The organism is Caulobacter sp. DWR2-3-1b2 (assembly GCF_049896345.1).
Lineage (GTDB): Bacteria > Pseudomonadota > Alphaproteobacteria > Caulobacterales > Caulobacteraceae > Caulobacter.
On record NZ_JAFCUC010000002.1, the window covers coordinates 113,110 to 130,069 of the forward strand.

A 16,960-nucleotide genomic window follows, 5' to 3' on the forward strand; every position below is an offset into this window, starting at 1 on the left:
CAGGGCGTAACCGAGGCCGCCGTCCAAGGCCAGTGGAGATCGCGTTCAGTGATGCAGCAGAAACTGTGTCGCCAGGTTCTCCACACCGCTGGCCAGGATCTGCACGCCGATGCACAGCAATAGAAAGGCGACCAGACGCGACATCACCCGAGCACCAGAGACGCCAAGCAGGGCCATGACCCGATCCGAGGCGCGATACAGCAGCCAGATCGACAAGGCGATCGCCACGGCCGCCAGGCTCGCGCCCAGGAAAAATGGCACCACGGTGTGTCCGCCGGCCGGCCTCTGGGAAGACAGGGCGATGGCCACGGCGATCGAGCCTGGTCCGGTGGTGAACGGCATGGTCAGGGGGAAGAAGGCGATGTCCTCGGCGCGTTGCTGGGCCGGCGCGGCGTCGCCGCTCTTGCGGTCCTCGTAGTCTTCTGGATCCATCAACAGGCCCCACGCGCGGATCGCCACAACCAGCCCGCCAGCCACCCGCAGAGCGCCCAGGCTGACACCGAAGAAGTTGAGGATATAGCCGCCCAGTAGCAGCGAGCCGAGCAGGATGGCCAGGGCGTAGACCGCGATCTTGGCGGCCAGGGCGTGGCGCTCGGCCGGCGTGCGATGGCTGAGCACCTGGTGGAAGATCAGCGAGGCGCCGACCGGATTGACGATCGAGAACAGCGCCGGAAAGGCTAGCAGGAAGGCGCCTGCCACGGTGTCCAGGGGCAGGGGGTGGAAGTCCATCGATCAGCCTCGCGATGTGAACGGCGCGACCCTGACCCGTGTTTGTCCGTCAGGTCAAACCTCAGCGCGCCCCTATTCCTCGCTGCCGCTGCGGTGCTGGTGGAAATAGTGGTCGCGGGCCAGATTGCCAAAGCGGGTGGTGTCGCTGTTGAACGACAGGCGCACGGTCCCGATCGGGCCGTGCCGCTGCTTGGCGATGATCACCTCGGCCAAGCCCTGCAGGCGGTCCATGTCCTCCTGCCATTGGAGGTGCTCGGGCGTGCCTTCGCGGGGCTCGGCGCGGCCGACATAGTAGCTCTCGCGATAGACGAACCAGACCATGTCGGCGTCCTGCTCGATCGAGCCCGATTCCCGAAGGTCGGAGAGCTGGGGCCGCTTGTCCTCACGGTTCTCGACCTGGCGAGATAGCTGCGACAAGGCGATCACCGGGCAGGCAAGTTCCTTGGCCAAGGCCTTGAGACCCATGGTGATCTGGCTGACTTCCTGAACCCGGTTGGCGTTGGCGCCCAGGTCCGAGCCGGTGACCAGCTGCAGGTAATCGACCACCACCAGGTCCAGGCCCACCTGGCGTTTCAGGCGACGGGCCCTAGCGGTCAGCTTGGCGATCGAGATGCCGCCGGTGGCGTCGATATAGAGCGGCGCCTCCTGCAGCTCGATGGCCGCGTCGCGCACCCGGCCAAACTCCGAGGCGTCGATCTCGCCCTTGCGCAGCCGGTCGCCCGACACGCCCGAGGCGTCGGCCAGCATCCGCAACGCCAGCTGCTCGGCGCTCATTTCCAGCGAGAAGAAGGCGACGACGCCGCCGCTGACCGTCTTCTTGCTGCCGTCCGGCTGGGGTTCCCAGGCATATTTGCGGGCGATGTTGAAAGCGATGTTGGTGGCCAAGGCCGTCTTGCCCATCGATGGGCGGCCAGCCAGCACCACGAGGTCGGAGGGGTGCAGACCGCCGATCTTCTGGTCCAGGTCGATCAGGTCACAAGCCAGGCCCGACATGCCGCCGTCGCGGCTGTAGGCCTCGGCGGTCATCTCGACCGCGCCGCGCAGGGCGTCGCCGAAGCTGACGAAACCGGAGCTGGCCACGCCGCTTTCGGCCAGGGTGTAGAGCTGCTGCTCGGCCGCCTCGATCTGGTCACGGGCCGGAAGCTGCACCTCGCCATGGCCGTGGGCGGTCGTCGAGATCGTCCCGCCGATGCGGATAAGGTCGCGGCGCAGGGCCAGGTCGAACACCGCCCGCGCATAGTCGCCGACATTGGCGGCGGGGGGCGCGCGATCGACGAGGTCGGCCAGATAGCGCAGGCCGCCCAGTTCCTCGAAGGCCGGGTCCTTCTTGAACTCGTCGGCCAGCAGGATCGGCTCGGCCAGCTGGCCCTTGCGAATGTGGGTCTCGATCGCGCCGAACAGCCGGGCGTGGAAGGGCTCGTAGAAGTGACGGCCCTGCAGGCTGTCGGTCAGGCGCTCATAGGCGGCGTTGTCGTACAGCAGCACGCCCAGCAGCGCCTGCTCGGCCTCCAGATTGTGCGGCGCGACAGCGACGATGATCTCGCCCATCGGAGAGAACGGGCGGAGGTCTAGAGCGGGGACGAGCGACATAGGCACAGGTTAACGCGGAGCCTTCCCTCGCACACGGTCCGCATGGCCGACGGCGACAGATGAACGGGGATGTTTTGTGTATGTTCTGCGCTCGGCTTACGACAGGCCCGGACGCATGAGAAAGGCGCGGAGATCGCTCTCCGCGCCTTATGGATTGACCCTAGGTCAGCCTACCAGCTGTAGCTGAGGCGGCCATAGACCAGTCGCCCGTTGAAGCCATAGGGCGAGAAGTTGCTGTAGGGCCCCGCACCGCTGGTGTTGAGATTGGGCGGCACTTGGTTGGTGTAGGAGTCGAACAGATTGTCGGCGCCCACCGAGGCCGTCAACCCGATCGGGAAGGTGTAACGGGCTTCGGCGTCGATGACGCCGCTCTTGCCGGTGTGCCAGTCGGTGCTGCCGTCATTGGCGGTGCCGGGGGCCAGCACGTCACCATAGAAGGTCGAGCGCAGGGTCGCTCCCCACTGGTTCTTGCTCCAGTCGCCCTGCAGGGTGACCTTCTGGCGCGGCGTGCCCTTTTCGAAGCGCAGGGTGGCTTGGCGGGCGAACAGCGATTGCGGCTTGGCCAGGGTGGTGGTGACCGGCGTCTTGTCGACGCTGAAGTCGTTGAGATTGCCCGCCAGGGTCAGGTCGAACGTGCCGGCCTGTTCGTCATTGATCCGGTAACGCGCCACCACGTCGATCCCCTGGGTCGAGGTGTCGACGCCGTTGATGAAGATCCGGGCTGCGGTCGTGCCATAGCGCGCGAGCAGGGCGCCGATCTGGGCGGCGTTGGGGTTGGACGCGCTGGCGGCGTTCGAGAACAGTTCCGACAGCACGATGCGGTCACGCACGTCGATCTTGTAGCTGTCGATCGTCAGCTCGAAGGCGCCCTTGCGATAGACCGCGCCGAGCGAATAGTTGGTCGATTTCTCGGCCTCAAGCGGCTTGCCGCCCAGCGCCAGGCCCACCGGGCTGACCGACGGATAGGTGCCGGATTCGAACGGCACCAACACCGTGCCGCCGCCGCCCGGCAGAGCCTGGGCCACATAGGTGATCGAGGTGGCGGTGTAGTACTGCTGCTGCAGGCTCGGGGCGCGGAAGCCGGTCGAGACCCCGCCGCGCAGCGCGAAGGCGGGGGTAAAGTCATAGCGCGCCGTGAACTTGCCCGTCGTGCTGGAGCCGAAGTCCGAATAGTCCTCGTAGCGGCCCGCGACGCCGACGGTCAGCTTGTCGGCGACCTTGCCTTCCAGGTCGATATAGACCCCGACCTCGTGGCGATCGACATCGACAGCGTTGCTCGGCGCGAAGCCGGTGAAGCCGCGTGAGCCGAAGGCCAGAGTCGGCGAGACCGTACCGCGGGCATAGGAAGCGACCTCGCCTGCATTGATCTGGAAGCCTTCGCGGCGGGCTTCCAGACCAAAGGCGACGTTCAGCGGAGCGGCCAGGCCCACCTCGACCTCGCGGCTGGCGTCCAGGCCGAAGGTCAACTGGTCATAGGTCAGGCCGCCGGCCTTGAAGCTGTGCGGCGAGGTCGGGCCATAGGACGGGTTGATCGTGTTCTCGACACCAAAGTCGATGTCGTTGCGGCCATAGACCAGGTTGGTGTCGATCTTGAAGCTGCCCAGTTCGCCGCGCAGGCCGCCGGCTGCCGTGACGTCCTCGGTGTCGGTGGTCACCAGCGGCAGGTAGCCGCTCGGATAGACCGACGGGATGTTCTGGCTGGCGTCGGTGGGCAGGCGGAAGCTGGCGGCGGAGTTGGCGTCGCGCTGCTGATAACCATACCAGCCATAGGCTTCCCAGCCGGCCGCCAGGGGCTTGGCGGCGTTCAGATAGACCGAGACGTCCTCGGTCTTCGGATCGCCGGTGCGGCCGGTGACGCGGGCGGGACTGACGCGCGGGTCGAAATCGGCGCGATTGGTCGGGTCGAGGTCGCGGTACTGGGCCGAGACGGTCAGGAAGCCGTCGCTGCCCAGCTTGAAGCCCTGCCAGCCAGACACGGTGGCCGAGGCGCCGTCGGTGATGTCGCGCTTGCCGCCGTAGAACCCATTCAGCTGGGTCACGTACTCGCCGTAGGTCACGGTTAGGCCGCCGCCGTGATCGGCCTCGCGCAGGCGCAGATTGACGACGCCGGCGATGGCGTCCGAACCGTATTGGGCCGAGGCGCCGTCGCGCAGCACCTCGATGCGGTCGATGGCGCTAGTGGGGATGGCGTTCAGATCGACGGCGGCCGAGCCGCGCCCGACCGAGCCGTTGACATTGATCAGGGCCGAGGTGTGACGGCGCGCGCCGTTGACCAGCACCAGGGTCTGGTCGGGACCCATGCCGCGCAGCACCACGGGACGGATGGCGTCGGTGCCGTCGGTGTTGGACGGTCGCGGGAAGGTGATTGAAGGCACGGTGGCGGCCAGGGCGGTGGCGATGTCGGTGGCGCCGCGCTGTTGCAGGGCCTTGGCGGTGACCACATCGACGGGCGCCAAGGTGTCGAGGCGCGAACGGCCAGTGGTGCGGGTGCCGGTGACGACCACCTCTTCGACTGCGGTCTGTTCATCCGGGTTCGGCGCCGTGGATTGGGCTTGGGCGACGCCGGCGAAAGCGGCCACGGACGTGGCGGTCAACAGGAAGCTCTTGAAACGCATGACAGTATTCCCCTCTGGAAGCTCCGGGGGCGTCTCGCGCCTTTTTTCCCGAGGCGGGGAGTTCAGTCTCCCCTGGCTAGAGGATGGGTATCGCGGCGTTCGCCTACAAGCTGAGCATTTCTATGTAATTGCACAGAAAAAAACGGCGCGGATTGCTCCGCGCCGTTTTTCAGGTTTCTCAAGGCGCTACGAGCCGATCAGGACTCGTAGTGGTCGCCTTCGAACGAACCGGCGCCACCGGCGGCCATGTCCGAAGCGGCTTCGGCCTCAGCGGCGCGATCCTCTTCGAACTGGGCGGCGACGACGTTTTCGCCGCGCGCTTGGCGATCGGCTTCATCCTGGCTGCGCGCGATGTTGAGGGTAACCGTGATGGTCACCTCGGCGTGCAGCTTCACCTTCACTTCGTGAAGACCCAGGTTCTTGATCGGCTTGTCGAGGACGATCATCGAGCGATCGATCTTGCCGCCGCCGCCCTTGATGGCGTCGGCGACGTCGCGCCCCGCGACCGAACCGTACAGCTGGCCGCTTTCGCCGGCTTGACGGATCATCACATAGGTCGTGCCGTCCAGACCTTCGCCGGCCTTGCCGGCGTTTTCGCGGTTCTTGACGTTGCGAGCTTCGATTTCAGCGCGCTGAACCTCGAAGTTCTTCAGGTTGGCCGAGTTGGCGCGCAGCGCCTTGGAACGCGGCAGCAGGAAGTTACGGGCGAAGCCGTCCTTCACCGTGACCACGTCGCCGAGGACGCCAGTGCCTTCGACGCGTTCGAGCAGGATAACTTTCATCGTGGTGTCTCCCTTACTTCACGACGTAGGGGAGCAGAGCCAGGAAGCGGGCGCGCTTGATGGCCTTGGCCAGTTCGCGTTGCTTCTTGGCCGACACCGCGGTGATGCGCGACGGCACGATCTTGCCGCGTTCGGAAACGTAACGCTGCAGCAGCTTCACGTCCTTGTAGTCGATCTTCGGCGCGTTGGCGCCCGAGAACGGGCAGACCTTGCGGCGGCGGAAGAACGGGCGGCGGGCGCCGGCGCCGGCGGCCGGAGCGGCGGCTTCGGGAGCGGTTGTATCGGTCATGATCTCTCTTCTCCCTTACGCGGCCGGCGCGAATTCGTCGCGCGGGCGCTCAGTGCGCTCGCCACGTTCGCGGTCGCGACGGGCCAGAACCGGCGACAGTTCCAGGTCCAGCTCTTCGACGCGGATGGTCATGAAGCGCAGCACGTCTTCATTGATCAGCAGCTGACGTTCCATCTCCTTGACGGCCGCAGCCGGAGCGTCGATGGCGAGCAGGGAATAGTGGCCCTTGCGGTTCTTCTTGATGCGATAGGTGAGGTTACGCAGGCCCCAGTATTCGATCTTGGCGATGTGACCGCCATTTTCTTCCAGGAGGGCCTTGAGTTGCTCATTCAGAGCTTCGGCCTGTTGCGGCGAGATATCCTGCCGCGCGATGACCACGTGTTCGTAGAACGACATGTTTTCCTTCTTCCGGCTTGGACAGCGGCGTGAGCGACGGCGGAAGTCCGTCGATCACGATGGATCCTGCATGCCGAGCGGGAAATCCCGACCCATAGGGCTGCGTGCAAGACCGCCATCCGTGAGAGGGCGCGCTATTACAGGAAAGCCGGCGGATAGGCAAGGAAGCCGTTGGTCGCCCGGTTTAAAGGCCGTCGTGGCAATATCATACAAATGTGCAGCCTGGCCCCTTCGGTCTGGTGCTAGCGCGTGGTATCGGGCGAACATGGGGTTTCGACCGTCTTCCTTGATCATGGCCGTCTCGGTCGCCCTGGCCGCCGCCGCGCCGGCTGTGGCGGGCGACGTGGTGAAAAAGCCCGACCTGTCGGTCTGGGGCAGTGACGGCCACTTCCGAGGCTATTCGGCCGCCTTGCCGCTGGATCTGTCAACCGACGCCGAGAGCGCTCGGGTGACCGCCAAGGTGGCCGGCGCGATCGATGACCCGACCTACAATCTCGACCTCAATCTCAGCCAGAAGCCCGACGAGCACGGCCAGGCCAATCGGTCGCTCTCGGCCGGCGCTTCGTGGAACGCGCGCGAAGCGGCGATCCGCTCGTCTCTGGCGCGATCGTTCGGCTTCGGCATTCTGCCCAAGACCAACTATGTGCGGCTGTCGATGGACATGAACGCCACCCAGCCGGTGTATCTACGGGGCCGCACGCCGGTGACCCGGGCCAGTCTTCGCTCCGAACTGACCCTGGATGGCCGGCCGGTGGCCTCCATCGCCGTGGGCGGCGGCACGATGGGCGAGGAGGGCTTCGACGTCAGCCTGACCCGGCCTTTCGACATCCCCGCCGAGTTCACCGTCAGCCTGCGCGCCGCCGACGAGAGGGTCCAGGACGGCCGGGTGATGGTCAAGCTGGTCCGGACGAGCTGGTAGGGTCCGGTACCGAGCGCGCCGGACCGAAGTCCGACGCTCCCAATGCTACTTCTTGGCCGCCTTGTAGGCCTTCACGGCGTCCATGGTCTGGGTGACGTGGCCGGCGAAATTGCCGTCGCTGTAGGCCATCAGGATCTTGCCGTTCGGCGCGATGACGTAGGAGGTGCGGTTTGACAGGCCGCCCGGCATCGGCACGCCGACCGCCTTCAAAGCCACGTCGTAGGACTTGATCAGGCCGTTGGGGGCGGCGGCCACTGCGAACTTGTCGCGGCAGTGTTCCTTGGAAAAGTCCTTGATGCGGTCGACGGCGCCGGCCGTGACACCGATCACCGTGGCGCCCAGCTTTTCGAATTCCGGCGTCGCCTCGGCGAACTCATGGGCCTCGGCCGTGCAGCCCGAGGTGTAGGCGGCGGGGAAGAAATAGAGGACCACGGGGCCCTTCTTCAGCGCCTTGGACAGGGTGAACTTGAAATCCTTGCCGGCCAGGGCGGCGGGGGCGGTGAAGTCGGGCGCCTTGTCGCCGACCTTGAGGGCGGCCAGGGCGGGCGAGGCGGCGGCCAAGGCGCCGCAGAGGGCGAGGCTGGCGAACAGGCGTTGCATGCTTTGGGCTCCAGAGACCTTAGATCACCCGAGCTACGGGTCGGGCGGCAATTTGGACGCCCTGCAACGGAAAGCAAGAGAAGTCGGCGACCGCTGTCTCGCTTGCCCGTCGGCGGGCTTTCCCCTAACCCTCCGCGCCTGCAATCTATAAAAGAGAGGCGCGAGCTTCCATGAGCATCGCTTTCATTTTTCCCGGCCAAGGCAGCCAGACGGTCGGCATGGGCGCCGACCTGGCCCAGGCCTTCGCCTCCGCCCGCGAGGTCTTCCAGGAGGTCGACGACGCCCTTGGCCAGAAGCTGTTCAAGCTGATGGTCGAGGGGCCTGAGACCGACCTGACCCTGACCGAGAACGCCCAGCCCGCCCTGATGGCGGTCAGCCTGGCGGTCGCCCGCGTGCTGGAGAAGGAATTTGGCGTCGGCGTCGATCGCGCCGCCTTCGTGGCCGGTCACAGCCTGGGCGAATACAGCGCCCTGGCCGCCGCGGGCGCGATCACCCTGTCCGATACGGCCCGCCTGCTGAAGCTGCGCGGCCAGGCCATGCAGCGCGCCGTGCCGGTGGGCGAGGGGGCCATGGCCTCCTTGATCGGTCCCAAGACCGACCTGGCCCTGGCGGAAGCCGCCGCGGCGGCCGGCTCTGAAGTCGGCGTCTGCGTCGTGGCCAATGACAACAACAACGGCAATGTGGTGATCTCCGGCGAGAAGGCCGCCGTGGACAAGGCCATTGAGAAGGCCAAGGAACTGGGCGCGCGGGCCATTCCGCTGAACGTCTCGGCGCCGTTCCACTGCCCGTTGATGCGGCCCGCCGCCGACGAGATGGAGGAGGCCCTGGCCAACACCCTGATCGTCGCGCCCCGTGCGCCGCTGGTGGCCAATGTCACCGCCTCGCCGGTCCATGATCCCGATGTCATCCGCCGTCTGCTGGTCGAGCAGATCACGGGCCGGGTACGCTGGCGCGAGAGCATGACCTGGCTAGCGGGCGAGGGCGGCGTCACCCGTTTCGCCGAGGCCGGGGCCGGCAAGGTGTTGTCGGGCATGGCCAAGCGGATCGCTCCGGATGCGCAAGCCGTTCCCCTGAACAGCCCGGCCGACCTCGAAGCCTTCGCAAAGTCGCTCTAGACCAGGAAATCAGATCATGTTCGATCTCACGGGCAAGACCGCCCTTGTCACCGGCGCCACGGGCGGCATCGGCGGCGCCATCGCCAAGGCTCTGCATGAGCAGGGCGCCCATGTCGTTCTGTCTGGCACCCGCGAATCAGCTTTGTCGGAGCTGGCCGCCCAGTTCGGCGAGCGCGTGTCGTTCGTCGCCGCGAATCTGTCGGACGCCGCCGCCGTCGATGGCCTGGTCGCCAAGGCCGAGGAGGCCGCCGGCGCGCCGCTCGACATCCTGATCGCCAACGCCGGGATCACCCGCGACGGCCTCCTGGTGCGGATGAAGGACGAGGACTGGGACACCGTGATCAAGGTGAATCTGGAAGGCTATTTCCGCCTGTCACGCGCCGCCGCTAAGGGCATGATGAAGCGCCGCGCGGGCCGGATCATCGGCATCACCTCGATCGTCGGCGTCACCGGCAATCCCGGCCAGACCAACTACGCCGCCTCCAAGGCCGGCATGATCGGCTTCTCCAAGGCTCTGGCTCAGGAACTGGCCAGCCGAGGCGTCACGGTCAATTGCGTGGCCCCCGGCTTTATCGCCAGCCCGATGACCGACGCCCTCAACGACGCCCAGAAGATGAGCATTCTGTCGACGATTCCGGCCGGTCGTCTGGGCGAGGGGAGCGATATCGCGGCGGCGTGCGTTTATCTCGCCAGTGACCAGGGCGGCTATGTCACGGGTCAGACCTTGCACGTCAACGGCGGCATGGCCATGATCTGACCAAGTCGTCTTTCCGGGGTTTCACGCCTTTCCGCTTTGAAAGGCCCAGGCCCTGATTTCTAAAGAGTACAGCCGCTAGTCACCCGAAAAAGAACGTGATAGGCGGTGGCCCGACAATTCCCGTGGGGGGTTAGGTTCGCCGAAACCGCCTGCGGAACTGCAAGATTTAAAACGAGGGACTAACAGAATGTCCGACATTCTCGAGCGCGTGCGCAAGATCGTCATCGAGCACCTGGATGCCGACCCGGAAAAGGTCACCGAGAAGGCCAGCTTCATCGACGACTTGGGCGCCGACAGCCTCGACAACGTCGAGCTGGTGATGGCTTTCGAAGAAGAATTCGACATCGAAATTCCGGATGACGCCGCCGAGCACATCCAGACCGTCGGTGACGCCGTGAAGTTCATCACGGAAAAGACCGGCGCCTAAGGCGTCGGGTTCGCAAGGCTCGCGAACAGGACTATCAACCGCCGCGTCGCACGGGCCCTTGCCATCGTGCGCGCGGCGGTTTTCGTATGTGGCCGAGATTCGCGAGCCGGGGGGCGCTGGATTTGTCCGAAATCCCCATATGTCCGCGATGCGAAGGTTGGGAGTGATCCATGCGTAGAGTCGTCGTCACCGGGCTTGGCCTTCTGACCCCTCTGGGTCAGGGCGTCGATGTGACCTGGAAGAATATCCTGGCCGGCAAGTCTGGCGCCAACAGGATCTCGGCCTTTGATCCGACCGAATACGCCTGCCAGGTGGCCTGCGAGGTCCCGCGCGTCGATGGCCGCGGCGGCGGCGGCCCGGATGTCGAGGGGGCCTTCAATCCCGACCTGACGATGAGCCCGCGCGATCAGAAGCGCGTCGACGACTTCATTCTGTACGGGATCGCTGCGGCGGACGAGGCCGTGAAGGACTCCGGCTGGGTCCCGGAAACCGACGAGGACAAGTATCGCACCGGCGTGATCATGGGTTCCGGCATTGGCGGCCTGTCGACCATCGCCGACACCGCCCTGGAACTGGAAGCCAAGGGCCCGCGCCGGATCAGCCCGTTCTTCATCTCCTCGGCTCTGATCAACCTGATCTCGGGCCAAGTCTCGATCCGTTATGGCTTCAAGGGTCCCAACCACTCGGTGGTTACGGCCTGCGCCACGGGCGCCCACGCCATCGGGGACGCCTGCCGCCTGATAAAGTATGGCGACGCCGACGTGATGGTGGCTGGCGGCGCCGAGGCGGCCGTCTGCAAGGTCGGCATGGCCGGCTTCATCGCTTGCCGCGCCGTTTCCACCGATTTCAATGACACCCCTGAGAAGGCCTCGCGTCCCTACGACAAGGATCGCGACGGCTTCGTGATGGGCGAGGGCGCTGGCGCCCTGGTGCTTGAAGAATACGAACACGCCAAGGCGCGCGGCGCCAAGATCTATGCCGAGGTCATCGGCTATGGCCTGTCGGGCGACGCCTATCATATCACCGCCCCGGCCGAGGACGGCGACGGCGGCTTCCGCGCCCTGTCGGCGGCGGTCAAGGACGCGGGCCTGCAGCCTTCGGACATCGACTATATCAACGCCCACGGCACCTCCACCATGGCCGACGGCATCGAGGCCGGCGCGGTCGAGCGGTTCCTGGGCGATCACGCCAAGAACGTGGTGATGTCGTCGACCAAGTCGATGACCGGCCACCTGCTGGGCGCGGCCGGCGCCATCGAGGGGATCTTTTCGATCCTGGCCATCCGCGACCAGATCGCGCCGCCGACCATCAACCTGGATAACCCGAACGTGACGGTCGCGATGAACCTGGCGCCCAACAAGGCCGTGCCGATGAAGATCGAGGTGGCGGTGTCCAACAGCTTCGGCTTTGGCGGCACCAACGCCTCCGTCGTGTTCCGCAAAGTCTCGTGAGCCGCAAGCCCGCACCGCTCCGCAAGGCCCCCGCGCCGCGCAAGGCCCCCAAGAAGACCGGGGCGCGCCGGCGCGAGACCGCCTCAATCGGCCGCCGCCTGATCGCCATGGGCGTGGGCGGGCTGACCATACTGGGCGTCGTCGCCATGCTGGCCGTGTTGGGTGGCCTGTGGGTTTATCAGGGTCCGGGTCCCGCCGCCAAGTCGGGTGAGGCGACCAATGTCGTCCTGCGGCGCGGCGCCAGCCTGCCAGAGATCGCCTCGACCCTTGAACAGGCGGGCGTGATCCGCTCGTCCTCGCTGTTCCTGACCGCCGCCCAGACCACCGGCGCGGCGCGACGCTTGAAGGCCGGTGAGTACGAATTTCCGACCCACGCCTCGCTGCGCGAGGTGCTGGCCAAGATCCGCGACGGCAAGATCGTCCGCCACCACGTGACCGTCGCTGAGGGCCTGACCTCCGACATGGTGGTCGACATCCTGATGCGCGCCCCGGAACTGACAGGCACCGTGCCTACCCCGCCGGAGGGCTCGATCCTGCCCGAGACTTACCAAGTCGTGCGCGGCGAGGACCGGGCGGCGGTGCTGCAGCGGATGATGGACGACCGCGACGCCTTGCTCGACAAGCTGTGGGCCGACCGCCAGCCGGGCCTGCCCTTCGCGACCAAGGACCAGGCCGTGACCATGGCCTCGATCGTCGAAAAGGAAACCGGCCTGGCCAGCGAGCGCCCGCACGTGGCGGCGGTGTTCATCAACCGCCTGCGCCAGGGCGTCCGCCTGGGTAGCGACCCGACGATCATCTATGGCCTGACCCGCGGACGGCCGCTGGGCCGGGGCATCCTGCTGTCTGAACTGCAACGCCAGACTCCCTACAACACCTATCTGATCGACGGCCTGCCGCCGACCCCGATCGCCAATCCTGGCAAGGCCGCCCTGGCCGCCGTGCTCAATCCGATGAACAGCGACGACCTCTACTTCGTCGCCGACGGCACGGGCGGGCACGTGTTCGCCTCGACCTATGAGGAACACGAGCGCAATGTCGCCAAATGGCGCCAGGTGGAGCGGTCGAAAGCGGCCGCCACACCCCAGAAGACGCCGCTGAGCGGAGGCTAGGATGGCGCTATCGGGCATGACCGGCTTCGCCCGCGTCGAGGGCGCGCACGGGGCCTGGTCGTGGGCGGTGGAGGCGCGCAGCGTCAACGGCCGCAATCTGGAGACCCGGTTTCGGGGCCCGCCGGGCTTCGAGAGCCTCGACAAGGCCGCCCGCGACGGCGCCCAGGCCCGGTTTCAGCGCGGCCAACTGACCGTGAACCTGCAGGCCAAGCGCGCCGAGACCGCTGGGACCACCCAGGTCAATGTCGAGGTGCTGGAGCGGTATCTGAAGGCCGGCGGTCCCTATGTCGCCACCGGCATGGTCGGCAAGCCGTCACTGGACGGATTGTTGGCGCTGCGCGGGGTCATTGACGCTCGCGAAGAGGAAGACGCCGCCGAGGACCGCGCCATGGTCGAGGCCGCCATGGCCGCATCGATCGGCCAGGCCCTGGACGGCCTGAAGGCCGCGCGGCTGGAGGAGGGCGCCGCCCTGACCCCGATCCTGGCCGGCGCCGTCGATCGCATCGACAACCTGACCAGCCTGGCAGATCAGGAGGCCGCCGGCCAACCGGCGGTGCTCAAGGAGCGCTACGCCCGGCGCCTGACCGACCTGATCGGCGAATCGGCCTCCGAAGAGCGCATCGTCCAGGAAGCCGCAGCCATGGCGATCAAGGCCGACGTCCGCGAGGAGCTCGACCGCCTGGCCAGCCACGTGGTCGCCGCCCGCGCCCTGATGAACGGCGAGGCCGCCGCCGGCCGCCGCCTGGACTTCCTCAGCCAGGAATTCATGCGCGAGGCCAACACCCTGTGCAGCAAGTCGGCGCTGACGGCGCTGACCACGCATGGTCTCGATCTGAAGGCGACGATCGAGCAATTCCGAGAACAGGTCCAGAATGTCGAATAACCCGCACGGACGCACGCGCGGCCTGCTGCTGATGGTCGTGGCCCCCTCGGGCGTCGGCAAGACCTCGCTGACCCGCCGCCTGGTCGCCGACCACAACGACCTTCACCTGTCGATCAGCGCCACCACCCGCGACGCGCGGCCGGGCGAGCACGACGGGCGCGACTATCACTTCGTCACCCAAGGTGCGTTCCAGGTGATGATCCAGGACGACGCCTTCCTGGAATGGGCCGAGGTTTACGGCAACCACTATGGCAGCCCGCGCGGCCCGATCATGGACGCCTTGGAGCGCGGCGAGAGCGTGTTGTTCGACATCGACTTCCAGGGCGCGATGAAGGTCCACGCCCAACTGCCGGACGACTCGGTGCTGATCTATGTGTTGCCGCCGTCCCTGGCCGAGATGAGCCGCCGCCTGCACGCCCGCAGCCAGGACAGCGAAGAGGTGATCGCCAAGCGCCTGGCGCGCGCCAAGGACGAGGTCGCCGACTGGCAGCGCTTCGACTATGTGATCCTCAACGAGGACTTCGACCGCGCCTATTCCGACCTCGCCCACATCTACCACGCCGAACGCCAGAAGCGCGTTCGCAACCCGTGGATCGGCGGGCTGGTGGCGGATCTGCTGAAGGAAGAGATTTAGAGTAACCAGTTCGATCATCGGGATCGCCGATTGTCATGGGCTGGCCGTCCGGCCTAGCGCGGAAACGGGACGCCCGCCTCTGACGGCGCTCGCAACTTGCGGTGCGACAAGCCAAATCTAACCAGCCCTCGCGGAGTCGCGCTCCGCGCGATCCTTGATGATGGTCAGCACGTTCTCTTCGACGTCCCCCATCAAGAATTCACCCCACAGCTTGGCGTACAGGTTGACGTGGGTCTTGGCGACGTAGCGGGTCGTCAAGGTAAGTCGCGTCGTGTTGGCCGAGACTGTCCGCAGGACATAATCGCCGGAGTCGATCTTCAGGAACTGGCCATCCGGCGCGATATGCTTGTCGGTGTAATCTTGGACCGTGCTGTTAGTGAAATTGAAACGCCACCCAAGCTTGCGACCCGGCTCCCAGGCGACAATGTGTTCCTGGAAGTTGACATGCTCGCCCCAGTAGGCTGTCCGGACCGCGCCCACGCCGGTCCCGACGACGACGGAATCCCGGGGGCGCGGCATGCCGATGATGTTGTGGGTTATCGTCCAGCGTCCCTCCTGCGCGCCAATGTCGCGACTGGAGACGGCATAGCGCCAGATCTCCTCCGGAGCCGCCTTCACCAGGACGCTGCGGGTGAGCGTGACCGTTTCGTGCGGAATGGGTATCTGCGCCTCCAGCAGCGCCGCGACCAGCGGGATGATCAGGAAGCTGGACTCCAGGGCGCGACCTCGACGCCCGCGCTGTGAGCGCATCGCAAACGCCCCGGCCCAGCCGCTGGCCAGCCAGACCGGCGACAGCATCACCAGGCAGATCACACCCTCGTGCAATAGGAAGATCGAGGCCAAGCAAACCATGGCGCAGAGCGCGAGCGGAACTTGCCAGTAGAAGTTCGATGACCGGGTCTGATCGGGATCGCCGATGTAGCAGATCAGGGCGCAGAGCAGGGCGGGCAGCAGAGCCAAAAACCAGAGACTGGCGAACCAGGCTGATCCGGAGCGCGAGGCCGAGAGCAAGAGGAAGGCGCTGAGCGCGAGAACGAGCGCCAGCGCGAAGCCGGAGAGAAGGCGACGATTCAGGCGTCCGCGGGCGTTCGTGGCCGATGGTGGCTGCTCAGTCATGACATCCTCGTTCATTCTTATCGGTTAGTTCTGTATCGAGAGAAATGTGCAGGCAAAACCATGATCAGGGTCTGCGGTCCTTGCCGCCGACGAATTTCAACAGGCCCACGACCTTGGACCCCATGCGGATCAACCGCATCAAGGTATCGGGCGGCACGTCGAGCATCTGCTGATACCAAGCGTCGACCGTGTTGACGAAAGCGTGCATCCGCTTCAGCCGCGCCTTGACCTCGGGGCTGATGCCGGAGCCCTGCGTGTCGACGCCAGCCACCGCTTCGTTGATCGCGGCCACCATCGGATCGATCTCACGAGCCTTGCGCCCTTGAGCGACCTTTGTGGCCATCTGCCAGAGGTCGGTTTCGGCCTGATAGTGGTCGCGTCGGTCTCCAAGGACCGGAACCCTGTGGATCAGTTTCCAGGCCAACAGTTCCTTGAGGCTGTTGGAGACGTTGGAGCGCGCAAGGCCCAGCGTTAGGGCGATTTCTTCGGCGGTCAGCGGGTTCTCGCTGAGAAAGAGCAAGGCCTGGATCTGGGCCACCGAGCGGTTCACGCCCCATTGCCCGCCCAAATCCCCCCAGCGGAGCACGATCTGCTCCACGGCGAGAGGAAGCGATCTGTCATTCATTTCTGTCATAACAGAATTAAGTGACGAGACGATCGAAGAGTCAAGAGCCTTGCGCCGCGATCCGCGCGGCCGCCGCCTTCCCGCGGGCCAGCTTATGAGCCCGCCACCACCACCCGCGCCAGCGCCTGAAACCCCTCGACCGGGATCGTCTCGGCCCGCGCGTCCGGATTGATCCCGGCTTTCTCGCACAGCGCCGCGCCGCCCAGGCCCTTGAGGCTGGAGCGCAGCATCTTGCGGCGTTGGCCGAAGGCGGCGGCGGTGACCTTCTCGAGGGCGGCGACCATGGCCTTGTCCGGCGCGGGCGTCAGCGGGACCAGCCTCACCACGGCCGAGGCCACCTTGGGCGGCGGGGTGAAGGCGCGGGCCGGCAGGTCCATGATGACCTTGGCGGTGCAGACGGTCTGGGAGACCACGGCCAGGCGGCCATAGGCGTCGTCGTCGACGGCGGCGGCGATGCGGTCGGCGACTTCCTTCTGGAACATCAGGGTCATCGACAGCGGGCGAAACGGGCCGGTCAGCCAGTTGATCAGCAGCGGCGTGCCAACATTATAGGGCAGGTTGCTGACCACATGGGCCGAACCGCCGGCGATGACGGCCATGTCGACCTTCAGGGCGTCTCCCTGGACGATCTCCAGCCGGCCGTCGGCGGCGACGGCTAGGTCTTCCAGAAGCGGGATGAAGCGCTTGTCCATTTCCACCGCGATCACCCGCGCGCCGGTTTCCAGCAAGGCGCGCGTCAGGCCGCCCGGACCGGGACCGACCTCGATCACCGTGTCGCCTTCGCCCACCCCGGCCAGGCGGGCGATCTTGCGGGTGATGTTGAGGTCCAGCAGGAAGTGCTGGCCAAAGCTCTTGTTGGCCAACAGGTCATGCTCGGCGAGGACCTCGCGGAGCGGCGGCAGATCGGCGAGGGACATGGTCTT

Annotated in this window: 18 protein-coding genes; 8 read left to right on the forward strand and 10 right to left on the reverse strand. The window is 66.2% G+C overall.

Annotated features, from left to right (window positions below):
- Positions 1-45: 45 nt before the first annotated feature.
- The 6 genes from ACP694_RS06875 to rpsF form a co-directional block, all read right to left on the reverse strand.
- On the reverse strand, positions 46-729 hold the full coding sequence (locus ACP694_RS06875) for a MarC family protein (RefSeq protein WP_426011393.1): 684 nt from the start codon (positions 727-729) through the stop codon (positions 46-48).
- 72 nt (positions 730-801) lie between these two features.
- Complete coding sequence (locus ACP694_RS06880; RefSeq protein ID WP_426011394.1) at positions 802-2,325, reverse strand: replicative DNA helicase; 1,524 nt, start codon at positions 2,323-2,325, stop codon at positions 802-804.
- 164 nt (positions 2,326-2,489) lie between these two features.
- Positions 2,490-4,934, reverse strand: coding sequence for a TonB-dependent receptor plug domain-containing protein (locus ACP694_RS06885; RefSeq protein WP_426011395.1), 2,445 nt, complete (start codon positions 4,932-4,934; stop codon positions 2,490-2,492).
- A 197-nt stretch (positions 4,935-5,131) separates the two neighbouring features.
- Entirely contained in the window at positions 5,132-5,716 is a 585-nt protein-coding gene (gene rplI, locus ACP694_RS06890; RefSeq protein ID WP_426011396.1) for a 50S ribosomal protein L9, read from the reverse strand.
- 13 nt (positions 5,717-5,729) lie between these two features.
- Positions 5,730-6,005, reverse strand: coding sequence for a 30S ribosomal protein S18 (rpsR, locus tag ACP694_RS06895; RefSeq protein ID WP_426011397.1), 276 nt, complete (start codon positions 6,003-6,005; stop codon positions 5,730-5,732).
- A 15-nt stretch (positions 6,006-6,020) separates the two neighbouring features.
- Entirely contained in the window at positions 6,021-6,401 is a 381-nt protein-coding gene (gene rpsF, locus ACP694_RS06900) for a 30S ribosomal protein S6 (protein ID WP_426011398.1), read from the reverse strand.
- A gap of 265 nt (positions 6,402-6,666) precedes the next feature.
- On the opposite strand from rpsF, the gene ACP694_RS06905 reads away from it, so the two are divergent.
- Positions 6,667-7,320, forward strand: coding sequence for a hypothetical protein (locus ACP694_RS06905; protein WP_426011399.1), 654 nt, complete (start codon positions 6,667-6,669; stop codon positions 7,318-7,320).
- A gap of 45 nt (positions 7,321-7,365) precedes the next feature.
- Here the strand turns inward: ACP694_RS06905 and ACP694_RS06910 are convergent, their stop codons facing one another.
- Entirely contained in the window at positions 7,366-7,920 is a 555-nt protein-coding gene (locus ACP694_RS06910) for a peroxiredoxin (protein ID WP_426011400.1), read from the reverse strand.
- A gap of 170 nt (positions 7,921-8,090) precedes the next feature.
- Here ACP694_RS06910 and fabD point away from each other — a divergent pair, with 170 nt between their 5' ends.
- From fabD to gmk, 7 genes are all read left to right on the forward strand, one after another.
- Complete coding sequence (gene fabD, locus ACP694_RS06915) at positions 8,091-9,035, forward strand: ACP S-malonyltransferase (protein WP_426011401.1); 945 nt, start codon at positions 8,091-8,093, stop codon at positions 9,033-9,035.
- Between the two features lie 16 nt (positions 9,036-9,051).
- Positions 9,052-9,792: a 3-oxoacyl-[acyl-carrier-protein] reductase gene (gene fabG / locus ACP694_RS06920; protein ID WP_426011402.1), complete on the forward strand. Its 741-nt coding sequence runs from the start codon at positions 9,052-9,054 to the stop codon at positions 9,790-9,792.
- A gap of 187 nt (positions 9,793-9,979) precedes the next feature.
- Positions 9,980-10,219: an acyl carrier protein gene (locus ACP694_RS06925; RefSeq protein ID WP_007672577.1), complete on the forward strand. Its 240-nt coding sequence runs from the start codon at positions 9,980-9,982 to the stop codon at positions 10,217-10,219.
- 170 nt (positions 10,220-10,389) lie between these two features.
- Positions 10,390-11,670: a beta-ketoacyl-ACP synthase II gene (gene fabF, locus ACP694_RS06930; protein ID WP_426011403.1), complete on the forward strand. Its 1,281-nt coding sequence runs from the start codon at positions 10,390-10,392 to the stop codon at positions 11,668-11,670.
- The gene (gene mltG / locus ACP694_RS06935; RefSeq protein ID WP_426011404.1) at positions 11,667-12,779 is read left to right on the forward strand and encodes an endolytic transglycosylase MltG; all 1,113 of its coding nucleotides are present in this window, start codon (positions 11,667-11,669) and stop codon (positions 12,777-12,779) included. The genes fabF and mltG overlap by 4 nt, the downstream gene beginning before the upstream one ends.
- 1 nt (position 12,780) lies before the next feature.
- Positions 12,781-13,662, forward strand: a complete 882-nt coding sequence (locus ACP694_RS06940; protein WP_426011405.1) for a YicC/YloC family endoribonuclease — start codon at positions 12,781-12,783, stop codon at positions 13,660-13,662.
- Entirely contained in the window at positions 13,652-14,296 is a 645-nt protein-coding gene (gene gmk / locus ACP694_RS06945; protein ID WP_426011406.1) for a guanylate kinase, read from the forward strand. The genes ACP694_RS06940 and gmk overlap by 11 nt, the downstream gene beginning before the upstream one ends.
- Before the next feature lie 117 nt (positions 14,297-14,413).
- Here gmk and ACP694_RS06950 read toward each other — a convergent pair whose 3' ends face one another.
- The 3 genes from ACP694_RS06950 to rsmA form a co-directional block, all read right to left on the reverse strand.
- Positions 14,414-15,412: an SRPBCC family protein gene (locus ACP694_RS06950; protein ID WP_426011407.1), complete on the reverse strand. Its 999-nt coding sequence runs from the start codon at positions 15,410-15,412 to the stop codon at positions 14,414-14,416.
- Between the two features lie 64 nt (positions 15,413-15,476).
- Complete coding sequence (locus ACP694_RS06955; RefSeq protein ID WP_426011408.1) at positions 15,477-15,998, reverse strand: GbsR/MarR family transcriptional regulator; 522 nt, start codon at positions 15,996-15,998, stop codon at positions 15,477-15,479.
- Between the two features lie 131 nt (positions 15,999-16,129).
- Positions 16,130-16,954, reverse strand: a complete 825-nt coding sequence (gene rsmA / locus ACP694_RS06960; RefSeq protein ID WP_426011409.1) for a 16S rRNA (adenine(1518)-N(6)/adenine(1519)-N(6))-dimethyltransferase RsmA — start codon at positions 16,952-16,954, stop codon at positions 16,130-16,132.
- Between the last annotated feature and the right edge of the window lie 6 nt (positions 16,955-16,960).

Coding starts and splice junctions, on each gene's coding strand:
- ACP694_RS06875 (WP_426011393.1), bottom strand. CDS start 729: ATGGACTTCCACCCCCTGCCCCTGGACACCGTGGCAGGCGCCTTCCTG.
- ACP694_RS06885 (WP_426011395.1), bottom strand. CDS start 4,934: ATGCGTTTCAAGAGCTTCCTGTTGACCGCCACGTCCGTGGCCGCTTTC.
- rplI (WP_426011396.1), bottom strand. CDS start 5,716: ATGAAAGTTATCCTGCTCGAACGCGTCGAAGGCACTGGCGTCCTCGGC.
- rpsR (WP_426011397.1), bottom strand. CDS start 6,005: ATGACCGATACAACCGCTCCCGAAGCCGCCGCTCCGGCCGCCGGCGCC.
- rpsF (WP_426011398.1), bottom strand. CDS start 6,401: ATGTCGTTCTACGAACACGTGGTCATCGCGCGGCAGGATATCTCGCCG.
- ACP694_RS06905 (WP_426011399.1), top strand. CDS start 6,667: ATGGGGTTTCGACCGTCTTCCTTGATCATGGCCGTCTCGGTCGCCCTG.
- ACP694_RS06910 (WP_426011400.1), bottom strand. CDS start 7,920: ATGCAACGCCTGTTCGCCAGCCTCGCCCTCTGCGGCGCCTTGGCCGCC.
- fabD (WP_426011401.1), top strand. CDS start 8,091: ATGAGCATCGCTTTCATTTTTCCCGGCCAAGGCAGCCAGACGGTCGGC.
- fabG (WP_426011402.1), top strand. CDS start 9,052: ATGTTCGATCTCACGGGCAAGACCGCCCTTGTCACCGGCGCCACGGGC.
- ACP694_RS06925 (WP_007672577.1), top strand. CDS start 9,980: ATGTCCGACATTCTCGAGCGCGTGCGCAAGATCGTCATCGAGCACCTG.
- fabF (WP_426011403.1), top strand. CDS start 10,390: ATGCGTAGAGTCGTCGTCACCGGGCTTGGCCTTCTGACCCCTCTGGGT.
- ACP694_RS06940 (WP_426011405.1), top strand. CDS start 12,781: ATGGCGCTATCGGGCATGACCGGCTTCGCCCGCGTCGAGGGCGCGCAC.
- gmk (WP_426011406.1), top strand. CDS start 13,652: ATGTCGAATAACCCGCACGGACGCACGCGCGGCCTGCTGCTGATGGTC.
- ACP694_RS06950 (WP_426011407.1), bottom strand. CDS start 15,412: ATGACTGAGCAGCCACCATCGGCCACGAACGCCCGCGGACGCCTGAAT.
- rsmA (WP_426011409.1), bottom strand. CDS start 16,954: ATGTCCCTCGCCGATCTGCCGCCGCTCCGCGAGGTCCTCGCCGAGCAT.